At 56.9% G+C, this 24,359-nt stretch carries 21 protein-coding genes and 1 pseudogene; 17 read left to right on the plus strand and 5 right to left on the minus strand.

The genetic code is table 11. The features are described 5' to 3' along the window. Positions 1-72: 72 nt before the first annotated feature. A pseudogene (gene tnpA, locus F3J37_RS19645) lies at positions 73-468 on the minus strand (IS200/IS605 family transposase); the annotation flags it as partial. An 89-nt stretch (positions 469-557) separates the two neighbouring features. Here tnpA and F3J37_RS19650 point away from each other — a divergent pair. Together F3J37_RS19650 and F3J37_RS19655 are read left to right on the plus strand one after the other, a co-directional pair. Continuing rightward, positions 558-1,718 (plus strand): RNA-guided endonuclease TnpB family protein, encoded by a 1,161-nt coding sequence (locus F3J37_RS19650; RefSeq protein WP_166935175.1) that lies wholly within the window; start codon positions 558-560, stop codon positions 1,716-1,718. Positions 1,719-1,781: 63 nt separating this feature from the next. Further along, positions 1,782-2,276 carry a GNAT family N-acetyltransferase gene (locus tag F3J37_RS19655; protein WP_097119427.1) on the plus strand — a complete coding sequence of 165 codons (495 nt, stop codon included), beginning with the start codon at positions 1,782-1,784 and terminating at the stop codon, positions 2,274-2,276. A 67-nt stretch (positions 2,277-2,343) separates the two neighbouring features. On the opposite strand, the gene F3J37_RS19660 is transcribed toward F3J37_RS19655, so the two are convergent. After that, a complete protein-coding gene (locus F3J37_RS19660) occupies positions 2,344-3,258 on the minus strand; it encodes a sugar ABC transporter substrate-binding protein (protein WP_097119426.1) in 915 nt (304 codons plus the stop codon). A 468-nt stretch (positions 3,259-3,726) separates the two neighbouring features. On the opposite strand from F3J37_RS19660, the gene F3J37_RS19665 reads away from it, so the two are divergent. The 9 genes from F3J37_RS19665 to F3J37_RS19705 all read left to right on the plus strand — a co-directional run bounded on the left by F3J37_RS19665 (position 3,727) and on the right by F3J37_RS19705 (position 15,195). Beyond that, entirely contained in the window at positions 3,727-5,121 is a 1,395-nt protein-coding gene (locus tag F3J37_RS19665) for an MFS transporter (RefSeq protein WP_160869231.1), read from the plus strand. Continuing rightward, the gene (locus F3J37_RS19670; RefSeq protein ID WP_166935177.1) at positions 5,102-6,061 is read left to right on the plus strand and encodes a 2-hydroxyacid dehydrogenase; all 960 of its coding nucleotides are present in this window, start codon (positions 5,102-5,104) and stop codon (positions 6,059-6,061) included. Before F3J37_RS19665 ends, F3J37_RS19670 begins: the two co-directional genes overlap by 20 nt. A 180-nt stretch (positions 6,062-6,241) precedes the next feature. Continuing rightward, positions 6,242-7,405 (plus strand): HD-GYP domain-containing protein, encoded by a 1,164-nt coding sequence (locus tag F3J37_RS19675; protein WP_166935179.1) that lies wholly within the window; start codon positions 6,242-6,244, stop codon positions 7,403-7,405. Positions 7,406-7,513: 108 nt separating this feature from the next. Next, positions 7,514-7,603: a K(+)-transporting ATPase subunit F gene (gene kdpF, locus F3J37_RS19680; RefSeq protein WP_100701897.1), complete on the plus strand. Its 90-nt coding sequence runs from the start codon at positions 7,514-7,516 to the stop codon at positions 7,601-7,603. Further along, positions 7,603-9,282, plus strand: coding sequence for a potassium-transporting ATPase subunit KdpA (kdpA, locus tag F3J37_RS19685; RefSeq protein ID WP_166935181.1), 1,680 nt, complete (start codon positions 7,603-7,605; stop codon positions 9,280-9,282). The genes kdpF and kdpA overlap by 1 nt, the downstream gene beginning before the upstream one ends. Positions 9,283-9,289: 7 nt before the next feature. Next, positions 9,290-11,338, plus strand: coding sequence for a potassium-transporting ATPase subunit KdpB (kdpB, locus tag F3J37_RS19690; protein WP_058960661.1), 2,049 nt, complete (start codon positions 9,290-9,292; stop codon positions 11,336-11,338). Between the two features lie 11 nt (positions 11,339-11,349). Next, positions 11,350-11,922 carry a potassium-transporting ATPase subunit KdpC gene (gene kdpC / locus F3J37_RS19695; protein WP_166935183.1) on the plus strand — a complete coding sequence of 191 codons (573 nt, stop codon included), beginning with the start codon at positions 11,350-11,352 and terminating at the stop codon, positions 11,920-11,922. A gap of 45 nt (positions 11,923-11,967) precedes the next feature. Beyond that, positions 11,968-14,643 (plus strand): two-component system sensor histidine kinase KdpD, encoded by a 2,676-nt coding sequence (gene kdpD, locus F3J37_RS19700; RefSeq protein WP_166935185.1) that lies wholly within the window; start codon positions 11,968-11,970, stop codon positions 14,641-14,643. Positions 14,644-14,697: 54 nt separating this feature from the next. After that, entirely contained in the window at positions 14,698-15,195 is a 498-nt protein-coding gene (locus F3J37_RS19705; RefSeq protein WP_045832201.1) for a TIGR00645 family protein, read from the plus strand. 39 nt (positions 15,196-15,234) lie between these two features. On the opposite strand, the gene F3J37_RS19710 is transcribed toward F3J37_RS19705, so the two are convergent. After that, positions 15,235-16,164, minus strand: a complete 930-nt coding sequence (locus tag F3J37_RS19710; RefSeq protein WP_166935187.1) for a LysR family transcriptional regulator — start codon at positions 16,162-16,164, stop codon at positions 15,235-15,237. Positions 16,165-16,256: 92 nt separating this feature from the next. Here F3J37_RS19710 and F3J37_RS19715 point away from each other — a divergent pair, with 92 nt between their 5' ends. The 4 genes from F3J37_RS19715 to F3J37_RS19730 all read left to right on the plus strand — a co-directional run bounded on the left by F3J37_RS19715 (position 16,257) and on the right by F3J37_RS19730 (position 20,486). Next, the gene (locus tag F3J37_RS19715; RefSeq protein ID WP_166935189.1) at positions 16,257-17,465 is read left to right on the plus strand and encodes an MFS transporter; all 1,209 of its coding nucleotides are present in this window, start codon (positions 16,257-16,259) and stop codon (positions 17,463-17,465) included. Positions 17,466-17,518: 53 nt separating this feature from the next. Beyond that, on the plus strand, positions 17,519-18,868 hold the full coding sequence (locus F3J37_RS19720) for a cation:proton antiporter (protein WP_166935191.1): 1,350 nt from the start codon (positions 17,519-17,521) through the stop codon (positions 18,866-18,868). Between the two features lie 26 nt (positions 18,869-18,894). Beyond that, entirely contained in the window at positions 18,895-19,242 is a 348-nt protein-coding gene (locus F3J37_RS19725; protein WP_045814112.1) for a YaeQ family protein, read from the plus strand. 398 nt (positions 19,243-19,640) lie between these two features. After that, positions 19,641-20,486 (plus strand): alpha/beta hydrolase, encoded by an 846-nt coding sequence (locus F3J37_RS19730; protein WP_034819812.1) that lies wholly within the window; start codon positions 19,641-19,643, stop codon positions 20,484-20,486. A gap of 120 nt (positions 20,487-20,606) precedes the next feature. Here the strand turns inward: F3J37_RS19730 and F3J37_RS19735 are convergent, their stop codons facing one another. Next, the gene (locus tag F3J37_RS19735; protein ID WP_097119412.1) at positions 20,607-21,524 is read right to left on the minus strand and encodes a bestrophin family protein; all 918 of its coding nucleotides are present in this window, start codon (positions 21,522-21,524) and stop codon (positions 20,607-20,609) included. A gap of 253 nt (positions 21,525-21,777) precedes the next feature. On the opposite strand from F3J37_RS19735, the gene F3J37_RS19740 reads away from it, so the two are divergent. Next, positions 21,778-22,419 carry a hydrolase gene (locus F3J37_RS19740; protein WP_166935193.1) on the plus strand — a complete coding sequence of 214 codons (642 nt, stop codon included), beginning with the start codon at positions 21,778-21,780 and terminating at the stop codon, positions 22,417-22,419. Position 22,420: 1 nt separating this feature from the next. On the opposite strand, the gene F3J37_RS19745 is transcribed toward F3J37_RS19740, so the two are convergent. Continuing rightward, on the minus strand, positions 22,421-23,323 hold the full coding sequence (locus tag F3J37_RS19745) for a LysR family transcriptional regulator (RefSeq protein ID WP_166935195.1): 903 nt from the start codon (positions 23,321-23,323) through the stop codon (positions 22,421-22,423). A 95-nt stretch (positions 23,324-23,418) separates the two neighbouring features. On the opposite strand from F3J37_RS19745, the gene F3J37_RS19750 reads away from it, so the two are divergent. Beyond that, positions 23,419-24,240, plus strand: coding sequence for an SDR family oxidoreductase (locus F3J37_RS19750; RefSeq protein ID WP_166935197.1), 822 nt, complete (start codon positions 23,419-23,421; stop codon positions 24,238-24,240). Positions 24,241-24,359: the final 119 nt, after the last annotated feature.

Genomic DNA, 24,359 nt, shown 5'->3' on the forward strand with positions numbered 1-24,359 from the left:
TTTGGTAAGAGTTAACAGCTTAGCAAATTCCCCGTAAACCCTCGCCCAATCGGGCGGGGATATAAGGGAGAGCTAATAAGGCGTTTTCTGCGAGGCTACGTAAACCTTCAATGTTTCAATTGTAGCGCCGCCAGCACTACAGGCGAAACAGGAGCGTGACCAGAGCACCTCGCTATTACTCGCCTTGCGTAAGTGTGTATTCAGAATGCGCACACGGCGGCTACTGATCGACTTCAAATTATTCACCAGCACACGGATAGACAGTTTCGGCGGGTACGCTATCAAAACGTGAACGTGATCCGCTTTCCCGTCCATTTCCAACATCTCAATTTCCCGCTTCTCCGCGGCGCTTGAAACGCTTCCCGTATCTATCTGCTGGATCATCATGCCGTCGAAAATATTTCGTCGGTATTTCGTCGTCAATATCAGATGCACGACCCGTTTACTGATGCTATGGCGGCGTGAGAGCTAACCCGCAAATGTCTGGTTATGTATAGCCCATTGAACACGCATTCTGCCGCGCGTAAAGTGAGCGACAATTCGCTGTGGACCTGAAAATGAAGAGAGCAACCAAAGTACGCATTTATCCCACCGCAGAACAAGCCGCATTCTTAAATGCGCAGTTCGGCGCGGTGCGCTTTGCCTACAATAAAGCCCTTCATATCAGCCGCCATATGTACCAGCATCACGGCATTTCCCTCAAGCCAGTACGTGACATAAAGCCGTTGCTGGCCGTGGCGAAGAAGTCACGTCGCTATGGCTGGCTCAAAGAATATGACTCGCTGGCGCTTCAGCAAGCGGTCATCAATCTGGACCGGGCATTTGCTAACTTCTTTCAGAAACGGGCCGGATTCCCCACATTCAAAAGCAAACATGGCAAGCAATCCAGCTACCATCCCAACGGGAAAGTGTTAACTGACGCTATCCAGTTGCCAAAACTGAAGCCTGTCCGGGCGAAGGTGCACCGGGAGATTGTCGGCAAGGTTTCCAGCATCACGATCACCCGCAACGCGGCGGGCAAATACTATGCCTCGATACTCGCAGATGATGGACAAGAGGCAGCAGCAAAGCCGACTTACATCACTACCGTAGCGGGCTATGATCTGGGGCTATCGCACTACCTGATCGATAGTGACGGCGGCAAGGTGGCGAATCCACGCCATCTGGTCAACGCATACCGCCGCTTGCGCCGTGACAACAAGGCACTATCCCGTAAGAAAATGGGCAGCAAAAACCGCCGCAAGGCTCGCTTACGCCTTGCCGCCCAACACGAACGGGTAGCCAATGCCCGCGCTGATTTCCAGCACAAACTTTCCAGACGCATTATCGACGAAAACCAAGCGGTGATTGTGGAAACACTGAAATCGGCAAACATGATGAAAAACTGTCGACTTGCCCGTCATATCGGGGATGCGGCATGGTCTGGATTTGTGGCTAAACTCGCCTACAAAGCGGCGTCGGCAGGGGTTCACCTGGTCAAACTGGATCAGTGGTTCGCCAGCTCAAAAACGTGCCATTGTTGCGGTCACAAAATGACGGAAATGCCGCTAAAGGTGCGCGAATGGAAATGCCCCGGCTGTAGTGCCGATCATGACCGCGATATAAACGCGGCGGTCAACATACAGCACAAGGACATAACAGAATTAATGGCGGCGGGTCACGTCGTCAAAGCCCATGGAGGCTTGCATAATTCTGGCTCTGTGCCAGTTGCAGCCTGAGAAGTGGGAAGCCTCGCCGTTTACGGCGGGGAGCAGTCACTGCAAGTGAAAGGGATTACCGACATGGATCTGATCATTCGCGGTCGCGAACCGGCCGATGCGGCCGCTTATCAACGCCTTTACAGCCACCCCGACGTGTATCGCTGGACCACGCAGCTGCCGTTTCCCAGCGTGCAAACCTGGCAGAAAAAATTCGAAAACATGGACGCGGCGGGCTATATCGGTTTCGTGGCCGAGATTGATGGGCAGATGGTGGGCGAGCTGACGCTGTTTGTCGAACAGCGCCCGCGTACGCGTCACAGCATCAGTTTTGGTATCAGCGTCGATCCAGCGTTTGGCGGGCGGGGTATCGGTGAGAAACTGATTCGCAACGCCATCGACTATGCCTTTAACTGGCTCGGTGTGGTGCGTATTGAGCTGGAAGCGTTTCATGACAACGCGCGTGCGATACGGTTGTACCAGCGCCTCGGCTTTGAGCAAGAGGGCGTGAAGCGTAAAGCCTGCCTGCGTGAGGGGGAGTATCACGACATCGTGGTCATGGCGAAACTGCGGGAGTAATCGTGGATTGCGCAATACATTGCGCCGTCGCAGGACGGCGCGGTTTATCGCGCGGTATTGGCCTTAATTACTGACTCTTCTCCACGTACTTCTGCATATTCTCTTTGGTCACCAGTTCAAACGGGATCCACACGTGTGAATCCACTTTCTCGCCTTTCATCAGCTTCTGCGCCACATCCACTGAGGCTTTGCCCTGACCAATCGCATCCTGGAACACGGTGACCTGCATTTTGTCCTGCGCCATGGCTTTCAGGCCATCCGGCGTGGCATCAATACCGCCTACCAGAATTTTCTTGTTGCTCTTCGCCAGCGCCATCGCGGCACCGATTGCCATTTCATCGTTGTTAGCGGCAACGATATCAATCGCTTCGCCGTTGCCAATCCAGTTGAGCATCAAATCCATGCCTTCGTTACGTGCATAGTTCGCTGGCTGCTTCTGCACCACTTTCATGCCCGGATATTTCGCCACCACCTGCTCGACATCTTTGGTGCGTTGCAGTGCGCCTGCGTCGGTCAGATTGCCGATCATGATTGCTACATTGCCTTTGTAGTTGGCCATTTTCGCCAGCGCTTCCATTTGCAAGGTACCCGATTCGCGCTCGTCTGAACCGACAAACACCACGCCGGACGGCAGCGATTTATCGCCTGGTGTGCGGTTCACATATACCAGCGGGATTTTCGCCTGCTGCGCCAGTTTGGTCAGCTGCGGCGTGCTGGCGGAATCCACCGGATCGACGATGATGGCGTCGACGCCCGCGCCGATAAAGCTCTGCACCTGATCGGTCTGACGGCCAACGTCGCCGCGCGCATCTTCAAATTGCACATCGAGCCCGCGCGCTTTGGCCTCTTTATCAATCGACTGGCGAATAATGGTTAAAAAGTTCTGATCGAAATACGCCATTGATACGCCGATCTTTTCTGCCAACGCCGAGGCAGAGCTGGACAGCAGGCCAAGCAACAGTATCGCCTTGAGGGTTTTCATCGCGGACTCCAGGGTAAGTTTGTTATTAGAATGAATGTTTCAATGAGAGTTAAAATGGCTCAATGAAATCATTTTCAGACTACGAGGCGGTAAGGACCCTGACAATCAACATGTATGGATTTTGCAGCTAAGCGCACACTTTGCTCGCGGGTGCATCATGCTGGCGGCCTCCTATGACGAGCGGGCAAATGATGGTTTGCAGCCTCATAGTGATGTTGCGAAGGTTTTTCTCAGAGCTGGCGCACATTCCGGCGTAAAAGCATCGGCTTATTTAAGGTTCTGTGCAGCGCCGCACCCTACTTTGTGGCAGATGCCAAAACCAGCGCAAAAAAGCCGCGCGGATTCCTCCATTCGCACAATGACCACTCCATATCTGGCTCTCTATAGTTGCTGAACAGTGAAATTTAAGCGGTATTCCTGAACATCATCGCTTCGGAGCAGGACGCTCCTTCATCAAGGGGTTCAGCCATGTTACTAAGCAAAAACCGCAATGAGAACAGTCATGTGCGTATCTGGATCCTCTGTCTGATCCTGTTTCTATCCGTGGTGGCCTATGCCGACCGTTCGATCCTGTCGATCTCCGGATCGGCGATCAAAGAGGAGTTCGGTTTATCAGCGATCCAGCTTGGCCTGATCCTCTCGGCATTCAGTTGGGCCTATGTGATCGGCCAGATCCCCGGCGGGATTTTCCTTGACCGCTTCGGTACGAAAAAAGTCTATGGCGTGACGCTGGCGCTTTGGTCGGTTTCGACCATTTTAATGGGTTTTATTGGCGAGTTTTCCAACGGCATGACCATGGCGCTGACGCTGATGTTTGCGCTGCGCTTTGCCCTCGGACTGATTGAAGCACCGAGCTTTCCGGCCAACGCGCGTGCGGTGATCATGTGGTTCCCCGGTGCCGAACGCGGTCGTGCCTCATCGCTGTTTGCCTCGGCGCAGTACTTCGCCGTTGCCATTTTCTCGCCGCTGTCCGGCTGGCTGGTATCCCGCTTCGGCTGGGAGTGGCCGTTCTTTGTGCTGGGCGGTATTGGCGTGCTGGCGGTGTTTGTGTGGGGTTGGTATATGCGCAGCCCGAAACAGCATCCGCATGTGTCAGCCGCAGAGCTGAAATACATTGAGGAGGGCGGTGCACTGGTGGATATCGATTCAGCGCAAACGCTCAAAGCACGTCCACCCTTGAGCAAAGCGATGTTTAAAACCTTGCTCAGCAATCGCATGCTGTGGTGCGCCTATATCGGGCAATACTGCATCATTGCGCTCAGCTACTTCTTTATCACCTGGTTCCCGATTTACCTGGTGCAGGCACGCGGCATGAACATCATGGAAGCGGGCTTTGCCACCATCGCTCCGGCGCTGTTTGGCTTCCTGGGCGGCATCAGCGGCGGTTACATCTCTGACAAGTTGCTGGCTAACGGCTGGAGCCTGTCGTGGGCGCGTAAAACGCCGTATATCGTCGGCATGCTGATGGCCGCCTCGCTGATTCTGGCTGCGGTGATCCCGACCAATGCCGGCATTATTGCCATTATGTCGTTTGCCTTCTTCGGGAAAGGCGTGGCGGCGGGCGCGGGTACCTGGACGATTGTCAGTGATACCGCACCGAAAGAAGCAGTAGGTCTGGCGGGCGCGATCTTCAATGGCATCGGCAATATGGCCGGATTTATCACGCCACTGCTGTTCGGCATCATCGTCGGTTTGACCGGCAGCTACAGTATTGGATTGGTGTTCGTTGGCGCGCATTGCATCGTCGCGGCGCTGCTGTTCCTGCTGGTGATGGGCCCGATTGAACGCGTCGGTGACGAGCAGGATTCGTCTGCAACATCCTTCGAAAATCAGGGGAAACAAGATGGGATTAAAGCCGTTTAACGTATTGCTAAAAGGGCCGCTGTTACCGCAGCGGCTGCAGGATAATCTCGACGCGCACTTCTCTACTTCGCGGCTGTGGCAGCAGGATGATCAGGCCGCGTGGCTGGCCGAGCACGGTGCCAGTATTGATGCGCTGGTGACCAGCGGCAATGCGTTGATGGGGGCGAATGCGGAGCTACTGGCGCAGTTGCCCAATCTAAAGGTGATTTGCAGTAACGGTGTGGGCTATGACGCGATAGACATTGCTGCCGCCGAAGCGCGTGGCATCGTGGTGACCAACACGCCAGGCGTTTTAAACAGCTGCGTGGCGGATACCGGCATGGCGCTGCTGCTGGATGTGGCGCGCCACATCAGCGCATCGGATCGTTATGTGCGCGCCGGTAACTGGCAAGCGAAAGGGCGCTATCCGTTGACCACCAAAGTAGGCGGTAAAGTGTGCGGGATTGTCGGGCTGGGCGGGATTGGTAAGGAGCTGGCGAAGCGCGCGCAGGCGTTTGATATGGATGTGCATTTTTACAACCCGCGTTCACGCCCGGATGTGCCTTACACGCGCCACGATTCGCTGTTATCACTGGCAAAGCAGGCTGATTTTTTGGTGCTGACCATTCCTGGCGGTGCCGCCACACATCATCTGGTGAATGCTGAAGTGCTGCGTGCGCTGGGGCCAAAGGGCTTTTTAATCAACATTGCGCGCGGCAGTGTGGTGGATGAGCAGGCGTTGATTGCGGCGCTCGAAGCCGGTGAGATTGCGGGTGCCGGTCTGGATGTGTTCGAGCATGAGCCGGCGGTGCCTGCTGCGTTACTGCAGCGTGATGATGTGGTGATCACCCCGCATCTCGCCAGCAGCACCCATGAAACCATGGCGGCGATGGCAGATTTGGTGTTTGAAAACCTGCTGGCGTTTTCGCAGGGCGAAGCGGTGTTAACGCGGGTGGTGTAGTTTCTGTCTCATGATAAATCGCGCCGTCACCAATGCCATCAGGCAAACGTAGCGGTGCAAATTCATTGCGCTAATCCAAATCACTTCCCCTCCCACAGATCGCACAAATCACACCTGAAGATTATTTGCTCAGCTGCCGATACCTCTCCTTACCATCCACTGATATTAAGGAGAGATATCGTGATAAAGCTGATTACCGTTGACGAACTGCGGCAAGGAATGTTCATCCACAAACTGGAGGTTTGGTGGCTCAAGGACAAACGCATTCGCAACCAAATGCTGATCACCGATAAACGCCAGATCGCGATGATCCGCAACGAAGGGATCCAGCAAATCTGGATCGATCTCGATAAGTCGGTGCAGGCACCTGCGAAGCCTGCGCCGAAGAAAGCCATTCCGCAAACCCCATTTTTCCAGGAACTGGACCAGGCACAAACCATCTTCAATCAGGGCAAGCCACAGGTGCTGGCGATGTTCAACGAGGCGCGTATGGGTCAGGGGCTGGACCTCAACTATACGATGGACCTGGTGGACGATATTGCCGGATCGATTACCCGTGAACCCACTGCGCTGCTCAGCGTGGCGCGGCTGAAAAATCACGACGATTACACCTATTTGCACTCCATGGCGGTGTGCGGGTTGATGATCTCGCTGGGCAAAAAAATGGGGCTCGATGAACACCAGCAGCGGCGCGTGGGCATGGGCGGTTTGCTGCATGATGTCGGTAAATCGGCGGTGCCGCTGGAGATCCTCAACAAACCCGGCAAGCTCACCGACGAGGAGTTCACCATCATGCGCGAGCATCCGATTATCGGTGCACAGATGCTAATGGAGGCTGATGCAGGGGAAGACCTGTTAGATATTGCGCTGCATCACCACGAAAAAGTCGATGGCAGCGGTTACCCCCATAAACTGAAAGGCGAAGAGATTTCGCTGTTTTCTCGTATGGCCGCGGTATGCGATGTCTATGATGCCGTGACCTCCAATCGTCCGTATCGCAAGGGATGGACCCCCGCCGAAGCGATGCACAATATGCTGAGCTGGCGCGGTCACTTCGACAATACGCTATTGCACGCCTTTGTGCGCACCATTGGCATTTATCCGGTGGGATCGCTGGTACGACTCGCGTCTGGGCGTGTGGCGCTGGTGGTGCAGGCCGGTGAAAAATCGCTGTTAAAACCCAAAGTGCATGTGTTCTGGTCGCTGCACGCTCAGCGTGAGGTGAAACCGGAAGAGCTGGATCTCGGGGATTCGTTCTGCACCGACAGTATCACGGGGGCCGAAGACAATAGCCTGTGGCAGAACATCGACCTCAATCGTATCTGGGCACTGGAAACCGCCTAATTCGACTGCATTTTTATACTTTCTTTACGCCGGATTCCCGCCTTTTTACCCCTTCTTTATGCCGCGCCGCGCATGCTTGCAGCACTACCAAATCCTCTGGAGGTTGCTGTGAGCGTGGGCGTGATTGCCGGCATCGTGCTGGTGTTTATCTTGTTGGGCTACCTGATCTATGCCCTGCTTAATGCGGAGGCATTCTGATGGCTGCGAATGCGTTTTTACTGATTGCGGTCTATCTGCTGGTGCTAATGGTGCTGGCACAACCGCTCGGGCGTTTTCTTGCGGTGTTAGTGGCCGACAAGCCGCTGTTGCCGCGTACCGAGCGGGCGCTGTGGCGGCTGGCCGGTGTGGAGAGTGGCGCGATGCGCTGGCCGCACTATCTGCTGGCGATCCTGCTGTTCAACGCGCTGGGGTTCTTATTATTGCTGGCGATTTTGATGTCGCAGGGGTCGCTGCCGCTCAACCCGCAACACCTGCCTAATCTAAGCTGGGATCTGGCGCTCAACACCGCCGTCAGCTTTGTCACCAACACCAACTGGCAGGCTTACGCGGGCGAAAGCACGGTGAGCTATTTTAGCCAGATGGCGGGCCTCACGGTGCAAAACTTCCTGTCGGCGGCGACCGGTATTGCGGTGGCCTTTGCGCTGATCCGTGGTTTTGCCAATCGCTCACTGGATACGCTGGGCAACGCCTGGCGCGACCTGACACGCATCACGGTGTATGTGCTGCTGCCGATCAGCCTGCTAATAGCGCTGTTCTTTGTTTATCAGGGCAGCATCCAGACGTTTGAGCCTTATCACGCACTCACCACGCTGGAAGGGGCGAAGCAAACGCTGCCACTCGGTCCGGTGGCTTCGCAGGAAGCGATCAAAATGCTCGGCACCAACGGCGGGGGCTTCTTTAACGTCAACTCCGCCCATCCGTTTGAAAACCCGACCGCGCTGACCAACTTCGTGCAGATGCTGAGTATCTTTCTGATCCCGGCCGCGCTGTGCTTCACCTTCGGTCAGCATCTGGGCGACCGCCGTCAGGGCCACATGCTGCTGTGGGCGATGACCATCATGTTTGTGCTGGCGGTGGTTACCGTGATGTGGGCAGAACTGCGCGGTAACCCGCACTTCCTGGCACTCGGTGCAGACAGCGCCATCAACATGGAAGGCAAAGAGACGCGCTTTGGCATCCTCAACTCCAGCCTGTTTGCGGTGATCACCACTGCTGCCTCGTGCGGTGCGGTGAATGCCATGCATGACTCCTTTACTGCCCTCGGCGGCATGGTGCCGATGTGGCTGATGCAGCTGGGTGAAGTGGTGTTTGGCGGCGTCGGTGCCGGATTGTACGGCATGCTGCTGTTCGTGCTGCTCGGGGTGTTTATCGCCGGTCTGATGATTGGTCGCACACCGGAATACATGGGTAAAAAAATCGACGTGTGGGAGATGAAAATGACCGCACTGGCGATTCTGGTGACGCCCACTCTGGTGCTGCTCGGGACCGCGCTGGCGATGATGACCGATGCGGGGCGCGCGGGTATGGCGAATCCTGGCATCCACGGCTTTAGCGAAGTGCTGTATGCCGTCTCGTCGGCGGCCAATAACAACGGCAGTGCTTTTGCCGGTTTGAGCGCCAACACCCCGTTCTGGAACCTGTTGCTGGCCTTCTGCATGTTGGTGGGACGCTTCGGCATCATCATTCCGGTGATGGCGATCGCTGGCTCACTGGCGGCGAAGAAAATCCAGCCGGTGGGCAACGGTACGTTACCGACCCACGGTCCACTGTTTATCGCGCTGCTGATTGGCACCGTATTGCTGGTGGGGGCACTGACCTTTATCCCCGCGCTGGCACTCGGCCCGGTGGCGGAACATCTGCAATTAATTCAGGGATAACGGAATCATGAGTCGTCAACAACTGGCGCTGTTTGATGCAGCGCTGACGAAAACCGCGGTGCTGGATGCGGTGAAGAAACTCGATCCGCGCGTGCAGTTTCGCAACCCGGTAATGTTCCTGGTGTGGCTCGGCAGCGTGCTGACCTCGCTGCTGGCCATCGGCATGCTGACAGGCCACCTGAGCGGTAACGCCGGGTTTACCGCCGGGGTCGCCATCTGGCTGTGGTTCACCGTGCTGTTTGCCAACTTCGCCGAAGCGCTGGCGGAAGGGCGCAGCAAGGCGCAGGCCAACAGCCTGAAAGGCATCAGTAAAACCAGTGATGCGAAAAAGCTGGCTGAGCCACGTCATGGCGCGCAGTGGCAGCCGGTAGCGGCAGACACCTTGCGTAAAGGCGATGTGGTGCTGGTGGAAGCGGGTGACATCATCCCGTGTGACGGCGAAGTGCTGGAAGGCGGCGCGTCAGTGGATGAGAGTGCGATTACCGGCGAATCGGCTCCGGTGATCCGCGAATCAGGCGGCGATTTTTCATCTGTGACGGGCGGTACGCGCATTCTTTCCGACTGGCTGGTGATTCAGTGCAGCGTCAATCCGGGCGAAACCTTCCTCGATCGCATGATTGCCATGGTCGAGGGCGCCAAACGCCGCAAAACACCGAACGAGATCGCGCTGACCATTCTGCTGGTGTCGCTGACCATCGTGTTCCTGCTGGCGACGGCCACCCTGTGGCCGTTCTCGGCCTACGGCGGCACGCCGGTGAGCGTAACGGTGCTGGTGGCGCTGCTGGTGTGTCTGATTCCGACCACTATCGGCGGCTTGCTGTCGGCGATTGGCGTGGCGGGGATGAGCCGCATGCTCGGTGCAAACGTCATCGCCACCAGCGGTCGTGCGGTGGAAGCAGCGGGTGATGTCGATGTGCTGATGCTGGATAAGACCGGCACCATCACGCTGGGTAACCGCCAGGCGACGCAGTTTATGCCTGCGCCCGGCGTCACCGAGCAGCAGTTGGCGGATGCGGCGCAGCTGGCCTCGCTGGCGGATGAAACCCCGGAAGGGCGCAGCATCGTGGTGCTGGCGAAGCAAAAATTTAACCTGCGCGAACGCGATCTCAGCAGCATGGGCGCGAGTTTTATTCCGTTTTCGGCACAAACGCGCATGAGCGGCGTCAACGTGCAGGATCGTTTGATTCGTAAAGGGGCGGTTGACGCCGTTCGCCGCCATATCGAAGCCAATAACGGCCGTTTCCCGGCAGAAGTGAACGCCAGTGTGGAAGAAGTGGCGCGCGCGGGTGGCACACCACTGGTGGTGGCCGAAGGCGCACAGGTGCTGGGCGTGGTGGCGCTAAAAGATATCGTCAAAGGCGGCATCAAAGAGCGTTTTGCCGAGCTGCGCAAAATGGGCATCAAGACGGTGATGATTACCGGCGATAACCCACTGACGGCGGCGGCCATCGCGGCAGAAGCGGGCGTGGATGATTTCCTCTCGGAAGCGACACCGGAAGCCAAGCTGGCACTGATTCGTCAGTATCAGGCGGAAGGGCGTTTAGTGGCGATGACCGGCGACGGCACCAACGATGCGCCCGCGCTGGCACAGGCAGATGTGGCGGTGGCGATGAACTCGGGCACGCAGGCGGCGAAAGAGGCCGGGAACATGGTCGACCTCGACTCCAATCCGACCAAACTGCTGGAAGTGGTGCACATCGGTAAACAGATGCTGATGACGCGCGGTTCGCTGACCACCTTCAGTATCGCCAATGATGTGGCGAAGTACTTTGCCATCATCCCGGCGGCGTTTGCGGCCACCTATCCGCAGCTCAATATGCTGAACGTGATGCATCTGCACTCACCGAACTCAGCGATTCTATCGGCGGTCATTTTCAACGCGCTGGTGATTGTGTTCCTGATCCCGCTGGCGCTAAAAGGCGTGAGCTACCGTCCGATGAGTGCTGCTGCGCTGTTGCGCCGCAACCTGTGGATTTACGGTGTCGGCGGATTAGTGGTGCCGTTTATTGGTATTAAAGCCATCGACCTGCTGCTGACGCTGTTTGGCTTGGTTTAAGGAGAAGAGAAATGAGTCAGTTACGTCCGGCTATTGTATTGTTAATACTGCTGACGCTGTTAACCGGCGCGGTCTATCCGCTGCTGACCACCGGCTTAGCGCAGTGGTGGTTTCCGTCACAGGCCAACGGTTCGTTGATTGAGCAGGATGGCGCGGAGCGCGGTTCCGATTTGATTGGTCAGGTATTTACGCAGCCCGGCCATTTCTGGGGCCGTCCATCAGCGACCGGCGATGCGCCCTACAACGCGTTGGCCTCCAGCGGCAGCAACCTGGCGGCGAGCAATCCGGCACTGGATAAAGCGGTGGCCGAGCGCGTGGCTGCCCTGCGCACCGCTAATCCACAGGCTCCAACTGCGGTGCCGGTTGAGTTGGTGACCGCATCGGCGAGTGGGCTCGATCCGGATATTTCGCCGGAAGCGGCACTGTGGCAGGCACCGCGTATCGCGGCAGCGCGTAATATGGCGCTGAAAGATGTGGAAGCGCTGATTGCCCGTAATACCGAGCGTCCGCTGCTGCCGTTTATCGGTGAAGAGACGGTGAACGTGCTGCGTCTGAATATGGCGCTGGATGCGCTACAGGGATAATTGATTGATAGCGCGATTTATCGCGCTTTTCACGACGGATAACTGATGAACGACGAAATCACCCGCCCCGATCCCGATGCGCTGCTGCTGAATCACAGCGACAGCCATCGCGGTAAGCTGAAAATCTACTTTGGCGCCTGTGCGGGCGTGGGGAAAACCTTCGCCATGTTGCAGGAGGCACAGCGTTTACGTGCGCAAGGCCTCGATGTGCTGGCGGGGGTGGTGGAAACCCATGGACGTGAAGAAACCGCTGCGCTGCTCAACGGCCTGGCGGTTTTGCCACGTCGCGCCACAGGGCGTTCACGGCACGCTGAATTCGACCTCGATGCGGCACTGGCGCGTCATCCGGCGGTAATTCTGATGGACGAACTGGCGCACACCAACGTACAGGGTTCGCGCCATCCCAAGCGCTGGCAGGACATCGAGGAGTTGCTGGAAGCGGGCATCGACGTGATCACCACCGTCAACGTGCAGCATCTGGAAAGCCTCAATGATGTGGTCGGCGGCGTGACCGGCATTCAGGTGCGCGAAACCGTACCCGATCCGTTTTTCGATAGCGCCGATGAGGTGGTGCTGGTGGATCTGCCACCGGACGATCTGCGCCAGCGGCTAAAAGAGGGCAAAGTCTACGTCGGCGATCGTGCTGAACGTGCGATTGAAAACTTCTTCCGCAAAGGCAACCTGTTTGCCCTGCGCGAACTGGCGCTGCGCCGTACCGCGGACCGCGTGGACGATCAGATGCGTGCCTGGCGCGACCAGCAGGGCCGCGACAAAGTCTGGCACACACGTGACGCCATTTTATTGTGCATCGGCGACGACACCGGCAGTGAAAAACTGGTGCGCACCGCCGCGCGTTTAGCCGCGCGTCTCGGCAGCGAGTGGCACGCAGTGTACGTGGAAACGCCGCGTCTGAATCGCCTGCCGGAAGCACGTCGTCGTGCCATTTTACGCACGCTGCAACTGGCCCAAGAGCTGGGTGCGGAAACCGCCACCCTGTCCGATCCCGATGAAGCCCGCGCCGTGCTGCGTTACGCGCGCGAGCATAATCTCGGCAAAATCGTCACCGGTCGTCAGCCGCAACGGCGCTGGCGGCGCGACAGTTTTGCCCAGCGTTTGGGCCAGCTTGGCCCAGACCTCGATTTGCTGGTGGTGGCACTGGACGAACCGGTGCGCGACGCGCCGCATCCGATGGGCGGTAAACAGGCCAACAGTGATAAGTGGCGGCTGCATCTGCGCGGCTGCCTGATGGCGATTGCGCTGTGTATTCTGGTGACGATCGTAGGTCGCTGGCTACTGGTGGAGTTCGATCCGGCCAACGGCGTGATGATTTATCTGTTAGCCGTGGTGTTAGTCGCGCTGCGCTTTGGCCGCTGGCCCTCGGTGTTTGCCACGGTGATCAACATCCTGGCTTTTGACCTGTTCTTTGTCGCCCCGACCGGCACTGTGGCGGTATCGGATTTGCAGTATCTGGTGACCTTCGCGGTGATGCTGGCGGTAGGGGTGATCGTCGGGAACCTGACAGCAGGCGTGCGTTATCAGGCTAAAGTCGCGCGCTATCGTGAACAGCGTGCGCGGCATTTGTATGAGATGGCAAAATCGCTCGGCAGCGCGCTCACGCCGCAGGATATCGCCGCCACCAGCCAGCGCGTGATTGATGTCACCTTGCAGGCACGCAGCCAGCTGCTGCTGCCGGATGATCAGGGTGAGTTACAGGCGGTGGGTGAGAGCAGTATTGGTACGCCGCCCGATCTCGGCATCGCCAAATGGAGCTTTAGCAAAGCACAACCCGCCGGTGCAGGCACCGATACCTTGCCAGCGGTGCCGTATCAAATTCTGCCGTTGAAAAGCGGAAATCACTGCCGGGGTTTATTGGTGGTTGAGCCTGAGAATCTGCGCCAACTGATGATTCCCGAACAGCAGCGTCTGGTGGAAACCTTCACGGTGTTGATCGCCAACGCACTGGAGCGCATGGCGCTGTCACAGAGTGAAGCGGCCTCACGGCTGGCGGCTGAGCGTGAACAGCTGCGTAACGCACTGTTATCCGCGTTGTCGCATGACCTGCGCACGCCGCTGACGGTGCTGTTCGGTCAGGCGGAAATGCTGATGCTGGATTTGGCCGGCGATAACTCAAAATATGTCGGCCAGGCGAACCAGATTCGGGAACAGACATTAAGCACCATTCGGCTGGTGAGCAATATGCTGGATATGGCGCGTATTCAGTCTGGCGGACTGAATCTGCGCGAGGAGTGGGTGGCGCTGGATGAAGTGATTGGCGGGGCGCTGAGCAGTATGGGCCCCTCATTGAAAGGACACGATTTTGCACTCGATTTGCCGCCGGAACTGGTGCTGATCAAAGGCGATAGCGCGATGCTGGAGCGGGTGTTTACCAATCTGATTGAGAACAGCCTCAAATATGCCGGAAACGCCGCGCAGCACGGTATTCGCGCCTGGCGTGATAAAGAGCGGCTGGAGATTGCCGTCTGGGACAACGGTCCAGGGATCGCCGAAGAGAATATGACGCGCATTTTCGACAAGTTTGCGCGCGGCGATAAGGAGTCGGCGGTGCCGGGTGTCGGGCTCGGTCTGGCGATCAGTAAAACCATTATTGAATCCCATCGCGGGCGCATCTGGGCAGAAAACCGACCGCAAGGCGGCGCGGAGTTTCGCTTGTCGCTGCCGCTGCCGGTAGCGCCTGAAATTTCTGAAGAAGCGCTGAAATAACTTCACACAAGTTCGGTTATACTCGCCCACTTGTCTGTTGATTAATGGGAAATTATGGAACGTTTTATCGAGAACCTGATGTATTCATCGCGCTGGTTGCTGGCTCCGGTTTACATTGGACTTTCGCTGGGGCTGCTGGCGCTGACCGTTAAATTTTTCCAGGAAATTTTTCACCTGTTGCCCAACATTTTCAGCATCGCCGAGAACGATCTGATTCTGCTGCTGCTGTCGCTGGTGGACATGACGCTGGTCGGCGGTTTGCTGGTGATGGTGATGCTCTCCGGCTATGAGAACTTTGTTTCTAAGCTGGATATTGATGAGAATAAAGAGAAGCTGAGCTGGCTGGGCAAGATGGATTCCGGCTCGCTGAAGAACAAAGTCGCGGCCTCGATTGTGGCGATTTCATCGATTCACCTGCTGCGCATCTTCATGGACGCGCGCAACGTCGAGAACAGCAAGCTGATGTGGTACGTGATTATCCACCTGACCTTTGTGCTGTCGGCCTTTGTGATGGGCTGGCTGGATAATATGTCGAAGGTCGAGAAGAAGTAGTTTCGTGTACGAGGTGCGCCATTATGGCGCCCTGGACCCTCACCGCACCGGCTGTGTGCCCGCCAGTTTCGGCATCACCTCTCTGATCATCGCGAAAAACTGTCGCAACCTGGCGGGATAATAGCTGGCCCACGGATAGGTCAGCCACACCGGCAGCGGCGGCGCTTGCCACTCGGGCACCAGCTGAATCAAATCCCCTTTTGCTAAGTCCTCCTGTACTACCCACGACGACACAATCGCCGCACCCATGCCCGCCAGCGCGGCTTTGCGGATGGCGTATAAGCTGTCGCTGGCGAGGCGAGGCGCAATCGGCAGATTCATCGGCTGCCCATCACTCAAGCGCTGTAGTGCAAGCTCATTGCGGTAAAAGCTGGTCAGCGCCAGCCATGGCAGGTCGGTCAGTTGGCTGACATCCTCAATCGGCGCATGCTGTGCCAGCAGTGAAGGTGCGGCCACCACAAAGCGCGGCACTTCGGCCAGCAGAATCGCCACCAGCGAGGGATCGTTCACTGCACCCACCTGAATCGCGCAATCGACATTTTCGCTGATAAAGTCCGGCGTGCGATCATTGAGCATCCACTCCACCGTCAGACGCGGGTAACGCTGCAGGTAATCCACCAGCGGATCGATCAACTGGTCCTGGCCAAACGCATGGGGCGCACGCACGCGCAGTGTGCCAATCGGATCGTCACTGGACCCCGTTAGTTCATCTTCCAGCGCATGCCAGGTCGCCAGCAACTGCCGCGCCTGCGCATAACAACGCTCGCCGTCATCGGTGAGTTTCAATGCATGAGTCGTGCGCAGAATCAGCTTCAGTCCTAACCGCTGTTCCAGTGCCTGCAACCGGCGGCTGATGGTGGGTTGTGTCGTGCCCAACTGCGCAGCGGCGGCTGACAGCGATCCACTTTCGACAATACGAATAAAGGTCTGCATCAGTTCAATGCGGTCAATACTGGTTGGATTGCTCATACGCACCGTACATAACAGTTCTGTGTTTGACGAGTCTACCGCGTATGGCCGCGACGCGCTTTAATAAGCGCACTTTCACGGGGGAATTCACTATGTCAGCCATTTCGCAATCTACTGCATTGCCAGCTGAAAAACTGCCAGCGCCGCTGGTGTTCACGCTTGCTGCAGGTGCCGGGCTTAGCGTGGCATCGATTTACTACAGTCAGCCGATGCTGGATATCATCAGCAAACAATTTAACGTCGGTATCGGCAGTGTTGGTATGGTGCCGATGCTGACCCAGGCGGGATATGCACTCGGTATTCTGCTGCTGGCACCGCTCGGTGACCGCCATGACCGCCGCACCATTATCCTGATTAAAGGACTGATGCTGGTCGCCGCGCTGTTGCTGTGTGGCTTCTCGGGCGGCATCAACGCGTTACTGATCGCCAGCTTTGTCACCGGCTTAACCGCGACCGTGGCACAGGACATCGTGCCTGCTTCGGCGGCACTCGCGCCAGAACGCAGTCGCGGTAAAACAGTGGGCACGGTGATGACCGGCTTGCTGGTCGGTATTCTGCTGTCACGCGTGGTGAGCGGCGTGGTGGCGGAATATCTGGGCTGGCGCACCATGTACATGGTGGCGGCGGTGGCCGTGCTGTTGATTAGCCTCGCGCTGTGGCGTGTGTTGCCGCGCTTCAAACCGGGCACCTCTGTCAGCTATCCACGTCTGCTGCTGTCGCTGGCGCACCTGTGGCAACATCACCAGACGCTACGTCGTGCCGCACTGGCGCAGGGCTTGCTGTCGGTGGGTTTCAGTGCCTTCTGGTCAACGCTGGCCCTGATGCTAAGTGAGCGCTTCCATTTTGACAGTGCAGTAGCAGGGGCGTTTGGTCTGGCGGGTGCGGCTGGGGCCCTGGCGGCACCGCTGGCGGGAAGCGTGGCGGATCGCATCGGCCCTGCACGTGTCACCCAGTATGGTGCCACGCTGGTGATGGTGTCATTTGCGCTGATGTTCCTGCTGCCACTGTTACCGGTTCCGGCTCAGATTGGCCTGATCATCATCAGCACCATCGGCTTCGATTTGGGCGTGCAGGCCACGCTGGTGGCGCATCAGACGCTGGTCTACAGTCTGGCACCAGAAGCGCGTAGCCGACTGAATGCGTTGATGTTTACCGTGGTGTTTATTGGCATGGCGACCGGTGCGGCACTTGGAAGCCTGGCGCTGGCCCACTTCGGCTGGACCGGCGTGGTGACGCTCTCCACACTCGCCGCTGCGCTTGCCCTGATGATCCGTCTGGCGAGCCGCCATCTGAAAAACTGATTGAGTATCTTGTGCCAGGCTTAAGGGAGAATGTTATTTAAAAACGGAGCGTTATGAACTTCCTGGCCTGGACCGCCGCCACCGGTGGTCTGTTACTTCTTATGTCACTGGCCTCCGGATGGATCCATCGTGGGCCAGTGACTTCGTTTGGGCTCTACCTGCTTGCGGGCATTTTGTGCGGCCCGTGGGTCTTCAATCTGCTGCAAATCGACATCCTCGGGCACGCCAACCTTGCGGCCCACCTCACTGAAATCGCCATGGCCGCCTCGCTGTTTATCACCGGACTTAAGTTACGTCTCCCGCTCAACGCACATGCCTGGCGTGTCGGCGTGCGATTGGCCTTTCCCGCGATGCTGCTTACCGTAGGCGGCATGACGCTGCTGGTGCATTGGATGACCGGCTTCGATTGGGCGATATCGCTGGCATTTGGTGCCATCGTGGCACCCACCGACCCGGTGCTGGCGAGTCTGATTTCCGTTAACGATGCGCGTGATGATGACGCGTTGCGCGTGGCGCTCTCCAGCGAAGCGGGAATGAACGATGGTTCGGCGCTACCGCTGTTGATGCTGGCGTTACTGCTGATGCAATCTGGCTCACTGGATATCGGCCATCTGAGTGAATGGGTGTTGAAAGATGGATTGTGGGCCATTGGTGGCGGGCTAGCGATTGGGTATCTAATGGGTCGCGTCATTGGCCATCTGGCAACCCATCTGCGCAGCGCGCATCAGGACACAGCGCCCAATGATTTTCTCGCGCTGGCGCTCATCGCGCTCAGTTATGCGGCGGCGCAGTCGCTGGAGGCCTCGGGCTTCCTGGCGACTTTTGCGGCTGGCGTGGGATTACGTCGTGCAGAACTGCGCGTGGTGAAGCACTATCCGCAGGAAGCGTTGTCAGAAGAGGAGCAATACCTGCCCGCAGAAGCCCGCGTCAATCCCAACCAACGGCTGGCACACGGTGGCAGCGGTATGGTGAAATCAGTGGGCCTGGTGGTCGGCGATGCGTTGTCATTTGGTGATACCATCGAGCGGTTGCTGGCCGCCGCGATGATGGTGGTGCTGGGAGTCACACTGGCGCAGCACTGGAATCTCACCGGCATTGGCCTCGCGCTGCTGCTGTTTGTGGTCGTGCGTCCGCTGGCGGTGTGGATCACCACCTGGCGCTGTGAGATACCGCTCATGCGCCGTCTGCTCATTGGCTGGCTGGGGATTCGCGGCATCGGCAGTATCAATTACATTGCTTATGCCTGGGTGCACGGCATGCGTGGCCCGCAGGCAGAGCAAATGGTGGATATGGCGTTGACGTTAGTGGTGTGCAGCATCGTGCTGCACGGCATCACGGTGACGCCGTTATTAAACTGGCGTGCCGCCCGTCAGGCGGCACGTGCGCAACATAATCAAAAGTGATTTTCTGGAAATTACTGGAGTCTGTTATGAAAGCCATATTAATCGCCCTCGTTGGGCTCTCGCTTTCCGCCCCTCTCTTCGCCGCTGACGGTGATAACACCAGTGAAGAGAATGTGTATGCCAGCCAGTTGTGCCATCTGGTGAGCACGGAAAAAAAGACCAGCGATCTGGATACCTATACCGCGAAGATGAAGTCTCAGCTGGCTGCCAGCCAGTCTTCTTCGGCGATGGATAAGCCTGAATTCAATGAAGAAACGGCGCAGGAAGTGATCAGCGCCTGGATGGAACTGGGCGAGGATGAACGCGCGCAGCTGCGCCATAATCAGCAGCAGTGCGAGCAAACTGTGATGACCCAATTCCAGCAACAGGATTAAATCCCCGTCATACTTCGAACTGTAGCGGCATTGGCTGCGTCTGCTCGCCCCAGTCACTTACTGCAGTAAGCTCCTGGGGACTCACGCACTTGCCGCCTTGCTACAGCTCGAATTATTTAGGGGATTTCAGCGTCTAACCAATTACGTGATCTCGAGTGTTCGCTTTCATGTAGCGGAAAAATTTGGCGGATTCACTATAAAATAAGCGCCTTTATAGGCGCTTTTTCTATGGATCTTTTGTACAAAATGCGTACATAATCGCCAGCGTTGAAAGTTGACACGTATCACATAACGAGACGCAGCCCACAAGGCTGACATGTTTATTTCAATACTGGCTACTGGGCATGAAACTTACACGGCGTCACTTTTTGTTGGCAACCGGGGCAACCGTCCTCTCAATGACCACAGGCAAACTGTTTGCCCGTGATGACATTATCCCATTGTGGCCAGACGATCCGCCGGGCGGCGGTGGGCCGTCTGGGCTGTTGAAAGTCAGTATGAACGGCTCCTGGACCAACATCGTTTCTCCGGCGATTCAACGATTTCGCCCCGAGAATCCCAACGGCGAAGCGGTGATCGTGGCGGCTGGCGGCGGCTATCGTTTTATCGGCATGGGACGTGAAGCCTGGCCTGTAGCGCGCTGGTTAAATGCCAACGGTTACACCGTGTATGTACTGAGTTACCGCTTGCCGGGAGAAAAGTGGCAGGCGGGCAATCTCGCGCCGCTGCAGGATGCGCAGCGCGCCATTCGTCTGGTGCGTTCTATGGAGAGTAAAGTGCATCTGCTCGGCTTCTCCGCTGGCGGACATCTGCTTGGCATGGCGGCCGCACGTCCTGATTTCGAAACCTATCCGGCGCAGGACCCGCTCGATCAAATCCGACCTACGGCCGATAGCGTTGGCCTGATTTATCCGGTGATCACCCTCGAAGCGCCGTATCAGAACACCAAGACGCACCTGATGATGGTAGGCGATCACGCCACACCCACTCAGGAAGCGAACTGGTCAGTGCAGAATTATGTCACCCGACAATATCCACCGACGTTCCTGGCGCAGGCGGAAGATGATCACACCTCCAATCCCCATAACACTGAAATGATGCGCGATGCCTGCCGTCGGATGCAGGTGCCAGTGGAGTTGATTGAGCTGAGCAGCGGTGGGCATGGCTTTGGTCTGGGGAAAGCGGGTACGCCTGCTGCGCTCTGGGATCAGGCGTATGTGCGCTGGCTGGATCTGCACAGTTAATCGGGCAAAAAAAAGTATTATCCGAAGAGACGGACCACAAAAGTGTTAGCTATGTGGTCGGTCTGAGCTGTTAGCCATATGCCCGGCTGTGTTGTTATGCGCGCCAGGCAAATGGACGCTTTACGTCAGATTAAAATGCTCATCCGGCTGGCGCGGTTCCGGCAACGGGAAATCATTGTTCATCGCCTTCAAATTACGTTCGATATTCACGCACAGCGCATCCAGTGGCAGATGGTTGGGCGCAGTGCCGAACGGATCTTCCAGCTCTTCCGCCAGTGACTCCAGCGATAGGAAGGTGTACGAGATAAACACCGACACCAGCGGCGTCATCAGATGCAAATCCGCCACCAGCGCAAACGGTAGCAGGGTACAGAACAGGTACACGGTGCGATGCAGAATCAGGCTGTAGGCAAACGGAATCGGCGTGCTGGCAAGGCGATCGCAGCCGCCCAGATAAGCCGACAGATGATTGAGATTGTCATCGATACTCTGCCAGACAATATCCGACACCAGACCCTCATCGCGCCGCTGCGCCAGCCATTCGCCCATGCATAACAACGTCTGTGAGGTCGGCATCGGATGGCTCAATACGGCACTATGCCACTTCTCCGGCAGCAAGCGCGCCAGATCGGCCTGCGCATCGGTTTTACGCAGCCGATGTTTCATTGCCCAGCTAAATGCCAGCTGCAGCCCTACAAACTCCTGCACTTGCGCTTCACTGATGCCGCGAATGCATTTTATCTGGCGCAGCAGTGAGCGCTGCGTGATGTGCATATTGCCCCACAGCGTACGTGCTTCAATAAATCGCGCATAGCTGGCGTTATTGCGGAAGCCAAGAAAGATGGCAATCGACACACCAATCAGGCTGAACGGTGCAGTCGTGAGGTGAATGCCGAAAGTGGAGTACCACGGATAGCCGATAATGGCGATCACCGACATCAGCAGGTTGAGCGACAGGCGAAACACAATGCTAACCAGCACCGAGCCGTGCCAATCAAACAACCTGATGAACCAGTGTTGACGAGGACGTACGATCATTTTGCGATGGTGTTTTTTATGATTTTGTTGGCACAGGTTACGCCTGCTGATACACCGGAAGCAATGTGAAAAACAGCGCATTTGAGGCTGAAATTGCTGTGTTGAGTGTTAATTTATCTTTTTAAATCAGTCTTCTAAAAACAGTTTGAACAAGTTGTAAAATTCTTTGCGTTATCTCTTCGCGGCCCCTTTCTCTAAAGTTCATTCCAGCAGCACAACACACAAATTTAAAAACACTTTAGAGGAATACATCATGTCTAAACTCGACCTGCTCGACCCACAGAACTCAACTCTGATCTTTATCGACCACCAGCCACAGATGGCTTTCGGCGTCGCCAATATTGATCGCCAGCAGCTCAAAAATAACACCGTCGCTTTGGCAAAAGCGGGCAAAGTTTTCGACGTGCCGGTGATTTATACCTCTGTAGAAACCGAAAGTTTTAGCGGCTACATCTGGCCAGAACTGCTGGCGGTGCACCCGGAATCGAAGCCGATTGAACGCACCTCGATGAACTCATGGGAAGATGCCAAATTCGTTGAAGCGGTGAAGCAAACCGGCCGTAAGAAGCTGATCATCTCTGCGCTTTGGACGGAAGTGTGCCTGACCTTCCCGGCACTGATGGCGCTGAAAGAGGGCTTTGAAGTGTATGTCGTGACCGATACCTCAGGCGGCACCAGCGTCGATGCCCACGAACGCTCCATTCAGCGCATGGTGCAGGCCGGTGCGGTGCCGGTGACCTGGCAGCAAGTGCTGTTGGAATACCAGCGCGACTGGTCACGCAAAGAAACCTACGATGCGGTGATGGATCTGGTGCGTGAGCACAGCGGCGCATACGGCATGGGCGTGGATTATGCTTACACCATGGTGCACAAAGCACCACAGCGTCAGGCTTGAATTACGACTGGCGCGGCAGACTGATTTTCAACGCATCGATAAACAGCCGCAGCGCCATCGACTGATGCTGGTTGGGCGGGAACCACAAGGCCAGACCTGCCGACTGCACCCGCCAGTCGGCGAGCAGTTCCACTAACTGGCCGGATTGCAGCGCCGCTTCGGCGTAAAGCGACGGTACATAAGCAATGCCCAATCCGCTGATGGCCGCGCGGGTCATCAGCGCGTTATTATCTAAGGTGATCGTGCCCGGTACATCCAGTTCATAGCGTTTCCCCGCATTCTCATACTCCCAGCGATAGCGTTTCCCGCTCGGCAGACGATGGCGAATGCACTGCTGCTGCAACAAATCCTGCGGCTGCTTGATGGGGGCGTGTGCGGCGAGATAGGCCGGTGAAGCCACGGTGATAAAATTCAGCGGGCCGCCCAGCGCAATCGCCACCATATCCTGCGGCACATCTTCAATCAGCCGAATGCCGGCATCAAACCCGGCGGCTGTGATATCCACCAGTTCACCCTGTGCGGCAAAATCGAGCTGAATATTCGGGTAATCAGCGCAAAATCCCGGCACCACTTTTTCCAGCAGGATGCTAATAGCCGCATCGCTGGCACTGATGCGTAAGGTGCCTGCGTGCTGCTGGCGGCGAGCGCTGACATCGTGCAGCACTTCATCCATTTCATTCAGTAGTGGAGCGAGGCGATCGATTAACTGTTGTCCGGCATCAGTGAGCGATACGCTACGGGTCGTGCGCTGAAAAAGCTGTACCCCCAGATTCTGTTCCAGCGTTTTCACCAAATGGCTGAGTGAAGAGCGCTTCAGGCCGAGCATCTCAGCGGCACGGCGGAAGCTGCGCTGCTCGCCCAACGTTTTGATGGCCTGAAGTTCATGCCAGGAAGGTCTTCTCATTGGTGGTATTTCCTCACCAGGTCATGCGCGATTAGGGAGATTATGACCACCAGTAAAGCGATCTATCATCGGGTTTTCAACCGGAGGACGACAAAATGAAAACCTGGTTAATTACCGGTGCCAGCAGTGGGCTGGGCCGCTTAATGAGTGAAGATTTACTGGCACGTGGCGATCGCGTGCTGGCCTGCGTACGTCGCACTGAGGCAATGGCGGAACTGCAAGCACGATACGGTGAGCAGTTACAGGTCATGATGCTGGATTTGGCGAACACCGCCAGCATTGCGCCAGCCATCGCGCAGGCATTTGCCAACGTTGAGTGCGTCGATGTGGTGGTCAGCAATGCCGCCTATGGTCTGTTTGGCGCGGCGGAAGAGCTGAGCGATACGCAGATTGATCGTCAGATCGCCACCAACCTCACCGGCTCCATTCAGCTGATTCGCGCCGTAATTCCATTGTTGCGCCTGCAGGGCGGCGGGCGCATCGCGCAGGTTTCCTCGGAAGGCGGGCAGGTGGCTTATCCCAACTTCAGCCTGTATCACGCCAGCAAGTGGGGCATCGAAGGATTTGTTGAAGCGGTACGCCAGGAAGTTGCCAGCTTTGGCATCGATTTCCTGCTGGTGGAGCCGGGGCCAACCGCCACTAACTTTGGTGCCGGGCTGGATATTGCTGAGGCGCAGGATGTTTATCGGGACACCGCCTCCGGTGAAGTGCGCCGCGCGATTATGTCTGGCGAGTTCGCGATCAAAGGCGATGCCGTAAAATCTGTCACCGCGATGATCGCCACGCTGGATCAACCCGCCATGCCGCTGCGTCTGGCACTGGGCAGCACGGCGTATGACAATATCGAAGCCGCGCTGGAACGACGCCTGGCAGAGCTGCGTTTGCAGAAAGAGATAGCCTATCGTGCGGATGTGTAAAAGCTGTTCGCATAACCGCACGGAGTAACAGGCAGGGAAGCGGCATCGCTGCCAAACTTAGCGCACAAAAGAAGGCATGCACGTTTCGCAGCGGCATGCTTTGTATTGAGCGTTTTGCT

The sequence above is a fragment of the Candidatus Pantoea communis genome (assembly GCF_011752685.1).
GTDB classification, from domain to species: domain Bacteria; phylum Pseudomonadota; class Gammaproteobacteria; order Enterobacterales; family Enterobacteriaceae; genus Pantoea; species Pantoea communis.